The 15,154-nt window shown below is 61.6% G+C and carries 13 protein-coding genes and 1 tRNA gene; 8 read left to right on the top strand and 6 right to left on the bottom strand.

What is annotated here, in order from left to right:
• Positions 1-96: 96 nt before the first annotated feature.
• The 6 genes from argH (at position 97) to JK199_RS03780 (ending at position 8,023) form a co-directional block, all read left to right on the top strand.
• Complete coding sequence (gene argH, locus JK199_RS03805) at positions 97-1,578, top strand: argininosuccinate lyase (RefSeq protein ID WP_212373952.1); 1,482 nt, start codon at positions 97-99, stop codon at positions 1,576-1,578.
• A gap of 2 nt (positions 1,579-1,580) precedes the next feature.
• Positions 1,581-1,724, top strand: coding sequence for an LPS translocon maturation chaperone LptM (gene lptM / locus JK199_RS03800; RefSeq protein WP_212373950.1), 144 nt, complete (start codon positions 1,581-1,583; stop codon positions 1,722-1,724).
• Positions 1,725-1,893: 169 nt separating this feature from the next.
• The gene (gene lysA, locus JK199_RS03795; RefSeq protein WP_212373948.1) at positions 1,894-3,237 is read left to right on the top strand and encodes a diaminopimelate decarboxylase; all 1,344 of its coding nucleotides are present in this window, start codon (positions 1,894-1,896) and stop codon (positions 3,235-3,237) included.
• Positions 3,234-6,080 (top strand): DUF4175 domain-containing protein, encoded by a 2,847-nt coding sequence (locus JK199_RS03790; RefSeq protein ID WP_212373946.1) that lies wholly within the window; start codon positions 3,234-3,236, stop codon positions 6,078-6,080. The genes lysA and JK199_RS03790 overlap by 4 nt, the downstream gene beginning before the upstream one ends.
• Positions 6,081-6,171: 91 nt before the next feature.
• Positions 6,172-7,158 carry a UDP-glucose 4-epimerase GalE gene (gene galE / locus JK199_RS03785; protein ID WP_025828588.1) on the top strand — a complete coding sequence of 329 codons (987 nt, stop codon included), beginning with the start codon at positions 6,172-6,174 and terminating at the stop codon, positions 7,156-7,158.
• Positions 7,148-8,023: a trypsin-like serine peptidase gene (locus JK199_RS03780; protein ID WP_212373944.1), complete on the top strand. Its 876-nt coding sequence runs from the start codon at positions 7,148-7,150 to the stop codon at positions 8,021-8,023. The genes galE and JK199_RS03780 overlap by 11 nt, the downstream gene beginning before the upstream one ends.
• Here the strand turns inward: JK199_RS03780 and JK199_RS03775 are convergent.
• A complete protein-coding gene (locus tag JK199_RS03775; protein WP_212373942.1) occupies positions 8,014-8,325 on the bottom strand; it encodes an ArsR/SmtB family transcription factor in 312 nt (103 codons plus the stop codon). The genes JK199_RS03780 and JK199_RS03775 overlap by 10 nt on opposite strands.
• Before the next feature lie 97 nt (positions 8,326-8,422).
• On the opposite strand from JK199_RS03775, the gene JK199_RS03770 reads away from it, so the two are divergent.
• A complete protein-coding gene (locus JK199_RS03770) occupies positions 8,423-9,514 on the top strand; it encodes an NADH:flavin oxidoreductase/NADH oxidase (RefSeq protein ID WP_212373940.1) in 1,092 nt (363 codons plus the stop codon).
• 170 nt (positions 9,515-9,684) lie between these two features.
• On the opposite strand, the gene panB is transcribed toward JK199_RS03770, so the two are convergent.
• Positions 9,685-10,506: a 3-methyl-2-oxobutanoate hydroxymethyltransferase gene (panB, locus tag JK199_RS03765; RefSeq protein ID WP_212373938.1), complete on the bottom strand. Its 822-nt coding sequence runs from the start codon at positions 10,504-10,506 to the stop codon at positions 9,685-9,687.
• Between the two features lie 162 nt (positions 10,507-10,668).
• On the opposite strand from panB, the gene JK199_RS03760 reads away from it, so the two are divergent.
• Positions 10,669-10,754, top strand: a tRNA-Tyr gene (locus tag JK199_RS03760).
• 358 nt (positions 10,755-11,112) lie between these two features.
• On the opposite strand, the gene JK199_RS03755 is transcribed toward JK199_RS03760, so the two are convergent.
• The 4 genes from JK199_RS03755 to JK199_RS03740 all read right to left on the bottom strand — a co-directional run bounded on the left by JK199_RS03755 (position 11,113) and on the right by JK199_RS03740 (position 15,082).
• Positions 11,113-11,928, bottom strand: coding sequence for an SDR family NAD(P)-dependent oxidoreductase (locus JK199_RS03755; protein WP_342356283.1), 816 nt, complete (start codon positions 11,926-11,928; stop codon positions 11,113-11,115).
• A gap of 82 nt (positions 11,929-12,010) precedes the next feature.
• A complete protein-coding gene (locus JK199_RS03750; protein WP_212373936.1) occupies positions 12,011-12,895 on the bottom strand; it encodes an S-methyl-5'-thioadenosine phosphorylase in 885 nt (294 codons plus the stop codon).
• Positions 12,882-13,796 carry a cytochrome c1 gene (locus tag JK199_RS03745; protein WP_212374114.1) on the bottom strand — a complete coding sequence of 305 codons (915 nt, stop codon included), beginning with the start codon at positions 13,794-13,796 and terminating at the stop codon, positions 12,882-12,884. The genes JK199_RS03750 and JK199_RS03745 overlap by 14 nt, the downstream gene beginning before the upstream one ends.
• Before the next feature lie 2 nt (positions 13,797-13,798).
• Positions 13,799-15,082: a cytochrome b gene (locus JK199_RS03740; RefSeq protein ID WP_408742327.1), complete on the bottom strand. Its 1,284-nt coding sequence runs from the start codon at positions 15,080-15,082 to the stop codon at positions 13,799-13,801.
• Positions 15,083-15,154: the final 72 nt, after the last annotated feature.

Below are 15,154 nucleotides of genomic sequence, written 5' to 3'. Positions count from 1 at the left end.
CCTTTACACGCCTGCACCCTCAGCGCGGCCAGATCAGGCCAGACCCGCCGGGTGCAGGGCACAGACATTTTGTAAGGATACGGGTTGGGGCATGACATGTCTCTGAGCAGCCAGAACAGCACAGACACCACCAGCGCGGCCACAGCAGCCACGCCTGGGGCCAAAGCAGACGCCAACATGCAGTGGGGCGGCCGTTTTGCCGGTGGCCCCTCCCAGATCATGCAGGCCATCAATGCCTCCATCGGGTTTGATAAAGCCATGTGGAAGCAGGATATTGCAGGGTCTCTGGCTCATGCGGCCATGCTCGCCCATACCGGCATCATCTCCACTGAGGATGAAGCCGCAATCCGCGAGGGCCTGACGGCCATCGGCAAGGATATTGAAGCCGGACGCTTTGAATTTTCCGAGGCGCTGGAAGATATTCACATGAATATCGAAGCCCGTCTGTCCGAACGGATCGGGGAACCCGGCAAACGCCTGCATACCGCCCGCTCCCGGAATGATCAGGTCGCGACCGATTTCCGCCTGTGGACGCGCGATGCGCTGGACGGGCTGGACCAGCAGGTCGCCTCCCTGATGCGCGCTCTTGCCCGCCGTGCAGAAGAGCATGCGTCAGACCCCATGCCCGGCTTTACCCACCTGCAAACCGCACAGCCCGTGACCTTTGGCCACCATCTGATGGCCTATGTGGAAATGCTGGCGCGGGACCGGGGCCGTCTGGCAGACACCCGCAAACGCCTGAACGAATGTCCGCTCGGCTCCGCCGCCCTTGCAGGCACGTCTTTCCCCATCGACCGGGAAATGACGGCCCGCACGCTGGGCTTTGACCGGCCGACCGCCAATTCCCTCGATTCTGTGTCAGACCGGGACTTCGCGCTGGAATATCTCTCGGCCCTGTCCATCATGGCCATGCATCTCTCCCGTCTGGCGGAAGAAATTGTCATCTGGTGTTCCTCACCCTTCTCCTTCATCCGGTTGTCTGATGCGTTCACCACCGGCTCCTCCATCATGCCGCAGAAGCGCAACCCGGATGCGGCGGAACTGGTCCGCGCCAAAACGGGCCGCATTACCGGCAGCCTCGTCAGCCTGCTGACGGTGATGAAAGGCCTGCCGCTGGCCTACGCCAAGGACATGCAGGAAGATAAGGAACCGGTTTTTGCCGCAACTGACGCCGCAGCCCTCTCCCTTGCTGCATGTGATGGCATGGTGCGGGACATGACGGCCAATACCGCTCAGATGCGTGCACTCGCTGGCTCCGGTTTTTCCACCGCGACCGATATTGCCGACTGGCTGGTCAGGGTGCTGAAGGTGCCGTTCCGCACCGCGCATCACGTCACGGGGCGCCTTGTGGCCAAAGCGGAAGAAAAAGGCGTCAATCTGGCGGATCTGTCTCTGGCCGAGATGCAGGCCGAAGAACCGGGCATTACAGACGACATCTATTCCGTGCTGACGGTTGAAGCCTCCATTGCCTCCCGCACCAGTGAGGGCGGCACTGCTGGCAGCAACGTGCAGCGTGAAGCCCGCCGCTGGCTGGCCGCGCTGGATGCTGAGGCCGCGCCTGAGAGCAAGGGAGCCTGAGCATGAAAATCTGGCTGATTGTCAGTTTTCTGGCGCTGGTGGTGCTGGCTCTGCCCCTGAGCGGCTGCGGCAAAAAAGGCTCCCCCCACGCGCCGGGTCCACAGGATAAAATCACGTATCCGCAGACCTACCCGCCAGCAGACTGACCGCAGCCCCTCCCGCCAGCGTCTGCCCGCCACGCCATCCCGCCACCCGTGCCCCCGGCACTCAGGAGTGGCGGGACGGGTGGCAATCTGGCAGAGTCAACGGTATAAACTGGCGGCATAAGCTGGCGGGATACCAGACCATTTTTCTTTTCTAAGGCTTACGCGCCCCATGGCCGATGATGTGACGTTTCATGACCCGGACCCCACCGTTGCGGAGCTGCTGGCCAGCCGCCCGTATCTGGACATGGACCCGCTCTGCGGCCTGATGCTGGACGGTGTGGCCCTGAACGCCATTGCGGATCAGGTCGGCACGCCATGCTGGGTGCTGAGCGGTGACACATTGCGCGCCCGAATGCACCGGATGCGGCAGGCCATGCAGGATGCCGGGCTGAACGCCTCCATCCACTACGCTGTGAAAGCCAATGACCATCTGGCCGTGCTCTCCCTGCTGCGGAAGGAAGGGTTTGGCGCGGATATTGTCAGCGGAGGGGAGCTGGCCCGCGCTCTTAAGGCAGGCATCCCGGCCAGCCACATCGTGTTTTCCGGCGTTGGCAAAAGTGATGCTGAGCTGGAAAAGGCCATTAATCTGGGCATTGGCCAGATCAATGTGGAAAGCGCGGAAGAGCTGGATATTATTTCCGGCATTGCCAGCGCGCTCGGAAAAACCGCCACCATTACCCTGCGCGTCAACCCGGATGTGGATGCAAAAACCCACGCCAAGATCACAACCGGTCTGGCCGCCAACAAGTTTGGCATCCCGTATGATGACGCTGCGGCCCTATACGCCCGTGCCGCCAGCCTGCCGGGCATCCGCGCCGCCGGGTTCTCCACCCACATTGGCAGTCAGATTCTCTCTGTTGCCCCCTATCGTGCCGCTTATGCCCGCATTGCCGATCTGGTGCGCACCGTCCGGGCGGCTGGCCAGACGGTCAACATTGTGGACTGCGGCGGCGGCCTTGGCATTTCCTATCGCACCGAGCCAGAAGGCCAGCCGGAAGCACTGGCCGGAGCCATCAGGGCGGAACTGGGAGATTTGGGCGTGCGTCTGGCCATTGAGCCGGGGCGCTGGCCTGTTGGCCCCTCCGGCCTGCTGCTCAGCACGGTGATCCTGAACAAGGCCCGGGGGGAGGAAGCTCCCTTCCTTGTGCTGGATGCCGCCATGAATGACCTGCTGCGCCCCAGCATGTATGATGCCTGGCATGGCATTGTCCCCCTCAGCCCGCATGATGCCGCCCTGCCCGCTGGCCCCGCCCATGTGGTCGGCCCGGTGTGTGAAACGGGTGATACATTCGCGCGGGACCGCCAGCTTCCCCCCATGCAGCGCGGCGCCCGCGTGGCTTTGCTGGACACCGGGGCTTATGGTGCGGTGATGAGTTCCACCTACAACAGCCGCCCGCTGGCGGCGGAAGTGCTGGTGGACAAAGGGGCATGGTCCGTCATCCGCAAGCGCCAGCCGCTTGAGGCGTTGTGGCAGGAGGAAACCGTGCCCTCCCACCTTGCCGGAACGGCATGACCCCGGCGGGTCTGAAACAGGATCTGGCCTCCTCCACCGCAGAGGGAGGCTCTCTGGCGGCCCGGCTGGCAACCGCCCGCCAGCACGCGGCCTTTGTGCTGCGCACCGAACGGCTCTGGCCTGCGCTCCAGCCCACGCTGGCGCTGCTGGGCGTGTATGGCATTGCGGGCCTCCTGCGCCTGCCGCAACATCTGCCGGACGGACTGCGGCTTGTGCTGGTAGCCGGGTGGCTTAGCCTGTGCGGCTGGCGGCTGCATCAGGACCTTTCAAACCTGAAAGCCCCCTCGGCAGAAGCCATTGACCGCCAGATTGAACAGGCCTCCGGCCTGCATAACCGCCCACTGGCGACCCTCACAGACCAGCCCGCTGGCGTAAAAAAAGGTCAGCCCCAGCCATTATGGCAGGCGCATCAGCAGCGGGTTCTGGCGTCGCTGGGCACATTACGGGCCGGATGGCCACGCCTGCTGCCCGCAACCCCGGCACGGCGCTGGGCAGGAGCCGCGCTACTGGCCGGACTGGCGTTTACCGGCATCATGGCCGGGCCCTCGGCCCCCGGTCGTATTCTGGCTGCCTTCATCCCCGGCCGGGATGATCCGGACGTGCCGCTGGCGCATGTGGAAGCCTGGATTACGCCTCCTGCTTATGCGCCTGAAGCGCCGGTGTTTCTCAACCCCAATGCGCCCGCCCCCTCCGTGCCGGAAGGGGCGCGGCTGACGGTTATCGTCACAGGTCTCTCCTCCCACCCTGCTCTGCACAGCGCGGGCGGCCTGATCATGCAGGATGAAGCACGCCAGACGCTGGACCATCAGAGCTGGAAAATGGAAGTCACCCTGCGGCACGGCGGCCTTGTGCGCGTCGCGGGGCGCGGGCGCACGCTGGCCCGCTGGCCCATTACCGTTCTGCCTGATTCAGCACCCACGGCTGCGTGGGGTCCTAACCCCGGCGCAGGTCAAACAGACTGGCGCACCCGCCTCCCGTATGAAGCCGCGCATGCCTATGGTCTGGCGTCGCTTTCTGTCGAACTGCATCTGGCGCATCCTGGTCGTGGCCCGGCCCGCACCCTGACAGTTCCCCTCCCGCTCAGCGGTCATCCCAAATCCGCCAAAGGCGTCATCACGCCTGATCTTTCAGAAGATCCCTGGGCGGGAGAGGACGTCACCGGCAGCGTAGTCGCCACCTCTGTCAGCGGCCATAAGGGGCTAAGCAAACCAGTTACCTTCCATCTTGGGGCCCGCGTGTTCCACTCCCCCGTCGCCCGGGCCGTGCTGGACCTGCGCAAGCGTTTTGCGCAGGGGCGTGAAAGCCGGAGCGAGACCGCGACAGACCTCGCGGCCCTTGGTGAAACTCCCGGCCCGGTGAATGACCACACGGGGATGTTCCTCACCCTGACCAGCCTTGTCGCCATGCTGGACAACAAGGACGTCGATACGGAAACTGCCCGCACCAGCACCACCAATCTGCTGTGGGATCTGGCTCTGGATATTGAGGACCGCCGCAAGGGCGATGATGCCAGCGCGCAGGCGTCTCTTGACGTGCGCGCCGCGCAGGCCGCCGTCGCGCAGCAGTTGCAGCATATGCGTGAGGAAGGCCAGCAGTCCCCACAGGCGCGGGAAGAGCTGGAAGCCCGGCTGAAAAGCCTGAAAGACGCCATTGCCCGCAAGATGCAGGCTCTGGCCGCGCAGGCTCTGCGGGACCACACCGCCATTCCGGACCTGCCCGGTTTTTCCAGAGCAGGAGACAAAGCCTTCTCCCGCCTGATGCAGCAATTACAGCGGGACGCCGCCAACGGGCACTCCGCTGACGCTCTCCAGCGCCTGCAACAGATGGAAGACGCGACAGAACGCATGCGCAACGCCACACCGCAGGATATGGCGGCCATGGCGCAGCAGATGGTCGCGCAGCAGAAAGCACGCGAACAGGCCGCCGCCCTGCGGGACCTGACAAGCAAACAGACCTCCCTGCTGGACCACGCACAGTCCCGGCTGGATGAAACCCTCCGCGCCCAGTCCCGTCAGCAGAATGGCATGGATGCGGATGAGGACGGCGATGATGATTACGGCTCCATGCCAACCGCCGAACTCCTGCGGAGGCTCGGCCTCCCCGTGCCTCCCGGCACGGACCAGAACGCACCGGGGCCACAAACACCGCCTCAGCACCCGGACAGCAAGACAGACGATGCCTCCCCCCCGCCACTGGACCCGGCCCGGGCCGAATCACAGGCCGCGGCCCGCCGCACAGACCGCGCTACCCAGCACGCGCTGGATCGCGCACTGGACGAGCTGAAAGATGAATTCAAGGCCCTGACAGGCAAAACGCCCCCGGCATTTTCAGACGCCCAGAAAAGTATGCATGACGCCCGCAAGGCGCTGGCCGACGGGGATGATGCTGCGGCTGCGACAGCGGAAGAGAAAGTGCTGGAAGCTCTGCGCAAAAGCCGCCAGCAGATGCAGGACACCATGAAGGACAACGGCCAGAACGCAACACCCAGCTTCCTGCCCGCGTTTGGCGGGGGGAGCGGCGGCCAGTCCGGGAGCCAGCCCGGCGGTCAGGGAGAAGGCCAGCAAGGTCAGGGCAGCGCGGATGAAGGGGATGATGGAGCCTCCCCCTCTGACGACGCGGATGAAACGGATGGTCAGGATAACGGCAAAAACAAGCGCGACCCTCTGGGTCGCCGCATGGGAGAAGGCGGGGATCAGGCTCCTGATGATGGCACGCACGTCCCCGATAACGTCGCCCGCCAGCGCGCCCGTGAAATTGAGCAGGAACTGCGCCGCCGCGATTCCGACCGCACGCGGCCACAGCAGGAACTGGATTATCTGGACCGCCTGCTTAAGCCGTTCTGAGGCCGGAAAACGCATTCCCGGCCTTGCGCGCAAGGGCTTAAACACCCTAGGGTCTGAGCCATCTTTATAACGGATATGAGTATTCGCTTTCATGGCTCGTTTTCTTGTTACGGGTGGCGCTGGATATGTCGGCAGCCACGTGGTTCTTGCTCTTCTGGATGATGGGCATGACGTTGTGGTGTTTGACAGCCTGCGCACGGGCCATCGCTCCGCGGTGCCGGAGGCCGCCACATTCATCCATGGAGATCTCGCTGATCTTGAGTGCCTGAACCGCGTTCTGGCCGATGGCCCGTGGGATGGCGTTCTGCATTTTGCCGCACTCTCTCTGGTTGGGGAGAGCATGCAGGACCCGATGCTCTATATGTCCGCCAATGCGGGCATTGGCTTCGGGCTGATTGATGCCTGTGTGCGGCACGGCATTAAACGGTTTGTGTTCTCTTCTACCGCAGCCCTCTTCGGCTCCGCCGGAGACGAGCCGATCAGTGAAGATACGCCCGTTGACCCCGGCTCTCCCTATGGCGAGAGCAAATATATGGTCGAGCGCGCCCTGTACTGGGCGGACCGGATTCATGGCCTGAAAAGTGCGTGCCTGCGCTACTTCAACGCCGCCGGGGCTGACCCCGCAGGCCGCGCCGGGGAAGACCACCGCCCGGAGACGCATCTGATCCCGCTGGTGATTGATGCAGCCCTCGGCCGACGCCCGGCCCTGACCCTGTTCGGACAGGATTACCCCACGGCAGACGGCACCTGCGTGCGCGATTATGTCCATGTGACCGATCTGGCGCGGGCACATCTGGCCGTGCTGCCGTTGCTGAACGAGAAGAGCGTCACCTTCAATGTCGGCACCGGGCGCGGTAATTCCAACCGCGAGATTATTGAGAGCGTGGCCCGCGTTACCGGTCTGGACGTGCCCTGGCAGGCAGGCGACCGTCGCCCCGGTGACCCGCCATGTCTGGTCGCCAGCCCCAAACGCCTGATGGCTGCAACCGGCTGGGCTCCGGAATTTACGGATATCGACCGGATTGTAGAAACCGCCTTTGCCTGGCGCAAAGATCACCCGCAGGGTTATGCGGACTAAGCGGCCCTTTTTTACAACGTTTTTGCGGGCAGCCTATTCACTGTCCGCAAAAACGCTGCTGGCTCCCCGTAAGGCCACGCTCCTCTTGGGACCGGCTCTGGGACTAGCCGTCACTCTTGCAGCGCTGCTGCCTGCCCTGCCTGCCTCCGCCGCCGCCGCCGCCGGGCCGGATTACCGCACTCATCTGGCTGGGGTTACACCTTTTGCAGACCCCAGACAGCGCGTCTCCACCGCCCATCCGCCATGGTCCGCCATAGGGCGCGTGCAGACAGAACTGGGCGCACGCTGCACGGGCTTTCTGATCAGCCCTGTGCTGGTGGAGACGGCGGCGCATTGCCTCTGGCTCGCAAAACCGGCTCGCTTCGTTCAGCCCGGTAGCGTGCATTTTCTGCGGGCCTATAGCGGCAATACATTCATGGCCCATGCCCGCGTGGTCCGCTTTATTGTTCCCCCCGGCTATACGCCAGACAAGGAAAGCCAGAGTGCAGGGCTGGACCATGCCACACTGGTGCTGGATCACCCGGTTGCCCGGCCCGATGAAGTCTTTCCCGTCAGCACAAAACCTGAAGAGATTCACCCCGATATGCCCGTCGTGCTGGGGGGGTACGAACAGAATATGCCCGACGTCATTACCGCAGATCTGCATTGCCATCTGACCGGCCTGACACATGACGGAGGCGGTAATCTGCTGTTCTCGCATGACTGCGCGGGCACGCATGGCAGTAGCGGCGCCCCCCTTCTCACTCAGGATTCTTCGGGCTGGCACGTACTGGGGGTGCAGGTTCTGGCCAGCAGCGCCCATGCAGGCGGTCAGGCGGTCCCGCTCCTCAACAGCCCCGGCGACACATCCGCAGATCAGCCCTGACGCGCAGCCGCTTCCAGAATAGCCTCAAGCAGCCCCGGAAAGCGCGCTTCAAGCTCGGCATTGCGCAGGCTGTTCATGTGCGTGACGCCTACAACTACCGTCCGCACAAGTCCGGCTTTCCGCAGCACGCTGAAATGATGCGAGACTGAGGATTTCGGCCTGTCCCCCTGCAACGGTGCGCAGGGCTGCGGCTGCAAAACGGAGAGCTTCTGCACAATGGAAAGCCGATACGGGTCAGACAACGCATGCAGAATGCAGGTCAGCTCAAACGCTTCCGCCGGAGGATGCTCATACTGCTTCATGCGTCTTTTCCTGCCTCTGCCCTCTTGCGCGATCTTATAGTTCGATTATTGTCGAACTATTCCATCACGTGTTTCACCCGAAAAAAGGGCTACACCCATGCCAACGTTGTTTGACCCCTATAGCTTAAAAGACGTCACTCTGCGCAACCGTATTACGGTGGCCCCCATGTGCCAGTATATGGCGCAGGATGGTGTGCCGAATGACTGGCACCATGTGCATTATGCTGGCCTCGCCCGCGGCGGCTCGGGGCTGGTAGTGGTGGAAGCCACCGGTGTTTCTCCTGAAGGCCGCATTACCCCCGCCTGCCTCGGCCTGTGGAATGATGAACAGGCTGCCGCTTTTGCCCCGATTGTAGACTCCATTCGTAAAGCGGGCGCTGTGCCGGGCATCCAGCTTGCACATGCAGGCCGCAAAGCCAGCGCCCACCGGCCGTGGGAAGGGGATGACCATATTCCTGAAGGTGACCCGAGCGGCTGGCAGCCCATCGGCCCCTCCGCCATTCCGTTTGGCGCCAACCTCCCCCGCACACCGACGGAAATGACGCTGGACGATATTGCCCGCGTCAAAGCCGATTTTGTCAAAGCAGCAGAACGCGCGCGGGATGTCGGCTTTCAGTGGCTCATGCTGCATTTTGCCCATGGCTATCTGGCCCAGAGCTTTTTCTCCCCCGACGCCAACAAACGCACGGACCAGTATGGCGGGTCTGCTGAAAACCGTGGCCGTTTTCTGGTGGAAACACTGGAGGCTGTGCGGGAGGTCTGGCCAGATAATCTGCCACTGACCATTCGGTTTGGCGTGATTGAATTTAACGGTCATGATGATGAAAACCTGCGGGACTCTGTCTCCCTGCTTAAAAAACTCAAAGAGAGCGGGCTGGATTTTCTGGATGTCAGCATCGGCTTCTGCACGCCAGAGGCTCAGATTCCATGGGGGCCTGCATTCATGGCGCCTTACGCCCACCAGATTAAACAGGAAACAGCACTCTCTGTCTCGACCTCATGGTATATCAGTGAGGGACGACAGGCCGATGCCCTGATCCGCACCGGCACACTAGATACCGTCTCCCTCGGTCGCCCGCTGCTGGCCGACCCGCACTGGCCCTACGTCGCAGCGCGCGCGGTGCATAAAAAACAGCCTGCCGACGTACTACCCCGGCCTTATGGCTGGTGGCTAAACCGGTATCAGTAACCCGCATATGATTCGTTCTGCGCGGTTATTTTACCACGCAGAACGAAAATGCTTTTACTGATTTATGTTTTTGAAGTTTAGGGAGAATGAGCATCTTCTGCTCATTCTCCCTAAAATATTGGGATGCCTTAAAAGAACCCTAAAAATATCCTTTTCCTGAAACGTGTTTTTCAGGACTCTTTCTTTGGCATCCCGACGCACTGTTCCGGTCCCGGAAAACTCCGGTCCCGCACGGCGGCGGCATACTCTGCCACGGCTTTGTCCACCTGCTCGCCAATGGCCGCAAAGCGTTTCACAAACCGTGGTGTAAAATCAGAGAAAAGCCCAAGCATGTCCTCCCCCACCAGAACCTGACCACCACAGGCCGGAGAGGCCCCGATGCCGATTGTCGGGATGGAAAGCGTTTCTGAAATTTCACGCGCCAGCGGCTCCATAGTGCTCTCAATCACAACAGAAAAAGCCCCGGCGGTTTCAATAGCTTTTGCATCCTGCATCACCTGCTCGGCCTCACTGCCACGCCCTACGGTGCGGAAGCCCCCGTGCGTATGCACAGCCTGCGGCTTCAGCCCGATATGCCCGATTACCGGAATACCACGCTGGGTCAGAAAATGGACGGTTTCAGCCATTTCCACCCCGCCTTCCAGTTTGACACACCCGGCACCTGTTTTGGCCATGATCTCCGCAGAGACGGCAAAAGCCTGCTGCGGGCTTTGCTGGTAGCTGCCAAACGGCAGATCAATCGCCACACAGGCATTCTTGCTACCACGCACCACGGCCTGCCCGTGCGCAATCATCATCTCGGGCGTTACGGCAAGGGTGGAGTCCATCCCGTACACCACCATCCCCAGAGAATCTCCCACCAGCAGAAGATCACAATGCGGGTCCATCAGGCGCGCCATGGGCGTGGTGTAAGCCGTCAGCGCGACAATGGGGGCATCCAGCGCCGCCAGAGAACGCGGAGTATGCCGTCTGGCCGTCACATGTTTGCTCATGATGTTTCTCCTGCTCAAAAAGCTGATGAACGGCACCTTTCACGCCTGAGGGCGATGCTGTCCACCCATCGGGCACAAAGTTTTTTCCTGAATACGGAAAGAGAATGAAAACAGAGTGTTGACAACAGGCCGCCTGACCTCTAATTCCTGCCTCAACAACCCGGAGGGATGCCCGAGTGGCTAAAGGGGGCGGACTGTAAATCCGCTGGCGTACGCCTACGTTGGTTCGAATCCAACTCCCTCCACCATTTTCCTTAAAATTCAGATAAACTTTAGCACTTTGCGAAAATGCAGCGTGCATAAAATCGCGCCGCGCGGTCTGCCGTGCAGTTCGTCCTTTGATGTATTTTTAAAGATGAATGCCGATTACCGTGCCGCTTGGGTTCTGTAACGCACTCTTTCCGAAAAACACGGCGGCCAAGACGACAACCAGCCTCTTCTGATGTGTCCATACGCGGTTCTTGCGCGCGCCCCAGCGCTAATCACCCGCCTACAAAGTCTGCGATGGTGAGAAGAACGGCATAAAATCCATTTGAGAAAATCAGGATCGTTAAAAACTTTGCGTTAAAACCATCCTGTTTGCACACAAGGCCTCTTGTGAAGATCTCAGGACTTCCCCTGTCCATCCAGATACTTCCGCAGGCCTTTGCGCCCTTTTTTCAGCAGGATTGGCAGAATCATCCGCCAGACGCGCGGCATCATCAGCATGAGCTGCGCCAGAATTCCGTCCGAACTCGGGCAGAACACCTCCGCGCGCGGGCAGCGCAGCAGGCGCATCACAATTGCGGCAATCCCGTCTGCGGTGGCAGGGGCAGTCACAAAATTCAGCGGTGAGCCGCCATTATCAATCTCGCGCTTCAGCATGGGGGTATCGACCGCCCCCGGAAACACGGAGGAGATATGGATGCCGCATTTGCGCACATCCTGCGCCAGCGAGAGCGCAAAGCCACGCAGCCCGAATTTGCTGGCGGTGTAAATGCTGCTGCCCTCCAGCGGCACAAGGGCGGCCATGGAGTTGATAAACACCACATGCCCGCCTGAGGGAATATGCGGCAGCAGCTTCATGGTCAGCAGGATAGGAGCTTCAAGATTAACCCCAAGCTGTGTTGCAACCGCCGTGGTATCCCCGCCGCCCATCCGCTGCGGCACAATCACGCCTGCACTATGCACAAGCACCTGCACTGGCCGCCCCAGAGAAGCAATCAGCGCAACGCTCTGCTCAATCTGTTCAGGTTTTGTCAGATCACACGCCAGAGGCGTGATAAACGGCTGCTCCCCCTCGCCCCCGCTCCGGCTGAGCGCCAGAACATGGTACCCTGCCGCCACCAGACGGCTGACAAGCGGCACACCAATGCCACCCGCGGCCCCCGTTACAAGGGCCAGCGGACGGGTTGAAGAGCGAAGATGTTCGGTAATCGTCACGAGAGCAAAGCCATTCCAGTCATTGGGTTAGCATTCGCCCGTTTTGGTCAGACGTGCAAGAGAGCCCGTCTGGTTATCAGCCTTACAGCACGCGACCGGCTATGACCTTCAGCTTGCTGATCAGCGCGGGGTCCCGGGCTTCCGGGGCGGTAATCAGCGCATATTCCAGTGCTCTGTCACACCCAGCAGAGCACAGGCCGCGCGGCTGGCCAAGGGCCGGAATGACAGCTTTCACCAGAGCCTTCGCCTTAGCAGAATTGCCCTGCATGGTTTTAACGACGCTTTCTACCGTCACGTTATCATGATCTTCATGCCAGCAGTCATAATCCGTCACCATGGCGACGGTCGCGTAGCAAATCTCAACTTCCCGCGCGAGCGTGGCTTCCGGCATGTTGGTCATCCCGATAACGGAGCAGCCCCATGAGCGATACAGGTTGCTTTCCGCACGGGTAGAGAACTGCGGGCCTTCCATCACCAGATACGTGCCGCCGCGTGTGACATCCAGCCCCAGAGCGTTGCTCTGCGCTTCCAGCACATCGCCAATACGGGCGCACAGCGGGTCGGCCATGGAGATATGGGCAACGCAGCCTGTGTCAAAAAAGCTTTTTTCGCGCCAGATCGTGCGGTCAATAAACTGATCGACAATCACAAAATGCCCCGGCGGCAGCTCTTCCTTGAGAGACCCGACGGCGGAGAGAGATACAATATCCGTTACGCCGGACATCTTCATCGCGGCAATATTGGCGCGGTAATTCAGGCGGCTGGGCGGAATAGGATGCCCCCGGCCATGCCGCGGCAGAAACACGCAGCGCACACCCTCCAGCCTGCCAAACAGAAGCTGATCGGACGGCAGACCCCACGGGGTTTCAACAGTGCGCCATTCCTTCTCTTCCAGCCCGTCAATATCATACAGGCCGGACCCGCCGATAAGACCAATGACGGGTTCCACAACTTCATTTTGCGACATGAGACCAGATTCTCCGTTTCAGGATAACAAGCAAGCAGGCGAGAAAACACAGATACAGCACAACCCCAACCCCCAGCCTACGTTTGTCATCCGCATGCGGGCTGGAAACCCAAGCCAGAAAGGTTGTGACATCCCGCGCTTCCTGCTGCGCGGTGGGCTGCGTACCATCCGCATACAGCACGGCATTGTCCCGCAGCGGCGGCGGCATGGCGGTGCGGTGCCCGATGGCATAAGGGTTTGCAAACCCCATTTCCGGCAGCGCCGCATGGGTCTCCCCACCAGCACCAGCACCAGCACCAGCACCAGCACCAGCACCAGCACCAGCACCAGCACCAGCACCAGCACCAGCCGCTGTGACGGATTTTTTTGCGGCTGTATAGCCCGTCAGCAAGGCATAGACACGGTCCGCCGCACCCGGATAGACCTGCGTAATCCGGGAGAGGTCAGGCGGCACGGCACCACGGTTTGCCGCACGCGCAGCGTCAGCATCCGCATAGGGTCGGGGCAGTGCATCATCCGGCGTTGCTTTCCGGTGCCGCAGATGCCCCTCTGCGTCCCGCCCTGCCGCAACCTGCCATGAAGCGGCAAGAGCTGCGACCTGCTCCTGCGTCAACCCCATGCTCCCAAAATCGGAAAACTGCACCTGTGTCAGGCTGTGGCAGGAGGCGCAGACCCCGGCAAACACGGCATAACCCCGCTGCACGGCAGCCAGATCAAAATGCCCGAAGGGCCCTTTGAAAGACCAGTTCTGCACCGGGGCATGCGCGGGTGCATCGGCGGGTGGGGCTGCCTGTGCGGGCTCTCTGGCCACCTCCGCACCACCCAGCGCAGGCAGCAGAAGCAACGCCAGCAGAAGCCGTGGACGGACGCGCACAGGCCACCGGGCCGGAACAGACAGCATCTTCAAGACCGAACCTCCTTGCGTGCGACCCGACTGTAAAACGGTAAAAAACCAAGGAAGTACAGATAGTAACCCAGAGTGGCCACACGCCCTGCCAGCAACCAGCCGCCCTGCACATGGTGCCGCCCCGCGAGCCCGGCCACCACAAAAGCGCCGACCAGCCCCGCCAGAGCGAGGCGCGGCAACCACTTAAGGCCACCCCAGCGCCCTGCGGCAAAGGTTGCGGGCGTGCCCCGGTCCAGCCAGGGCACAAACAGCAGAGTTGCCACCGCCCCACCGGACACCAGCAGCCCGAAAAACTTGGAGGGCACTGCCTGCAACATCCCGTAAAACGGCAGGAAGTACCATTCCGGCTCAATATCCGCAGGCGTGTGCAGGGGGTTGGCGGGGCGATAATTCGCGGCCTCTGTCACCAGCCCCGGCCAGAAACACATGACCAGCGTGAACAGAATGGCCAGCACCACCACGCCCAGACCGTCCTTGACGGTAAAATAAGGATGGAACGGCAGCATCCGCCCCCGTTCCCGCCCGGCAGCGCCAGACGGGCTGGTGCTGCCCCGGGCATGCAGAACAGCCACATGCAGCATCACCATGCCGACAATGGTAAAAGCGAGCGTAAAATGTAGCACAAACATCCGGTGCAGCGTTGCCGTGCCCGGGGCATCCCCGCCCAGAAACACCCGCTCCAGCAGGTTGCCCACCAGCGGGATGGCCCCTACGGCTTTCCCGGCAACATCCGCCCCCCAGTAGGACATCTGCCCCCACGGCAGGACGTAACCGGCAAACGCCGTGACCATCACTAGAATCAGCAGAACTGTTCCGACACTCCACAATCCCTGACGCGGCGCACGATAGGAGCCGTAACACAGACCCCGGAACACATGCAGATACAGGGCAGCCATAAAAAACGTGGCCCCCGTCATGTGCAGGCTGCGCAAAAGCCAGCCAAAGGGCACACGCCGGTCCAGTGTCTCAACCGAGCTAAAGGCCAGTGTCGCATCAGGCGTATAGGTCAGCGCGAGTGTCAGGCCGCTCAGCAGCATAAGGGCCAGAACCGCCACCAGCATCGCGCCGATGGTCCAGAGCACATTCAGGTCTCGCGGCAGCAGAAACGCCATATAGTCCCGCACAAAAGCCCATGCTGTCAGGGCCGGTGCGGTGTGACCCTGCACAGTACTGCCCTGTCCAGCACCCGCCACCGTTTCCGGCACGGATTGCGCGTGCTGCTGACATGCTGGTGTGTCTGCCATCCACTCCCCCTCACCCCTGCCGGAAACAGCGTCCAGAACGCCGTACAGAACAGTGTTGTCGTGTTTAGCGATGAACGGCATGATCTTGCAATGATCGTCAGGAAGGCG

This window comes from Acetobacter persici (assembly GCF_018256955.1).
GTDB classification, from domain to species: domain Bacteria; phylum Pseudomonadota; class Alphaproteobacteria; order Acetobacterales; family Acetobacteraceae; genus Acetobacter; species Acetobacter persici.
Note: the sequence above shows the minus strand (reverse complement) of the source record. Positions and strands in the feature narration are given on the sequence as shown.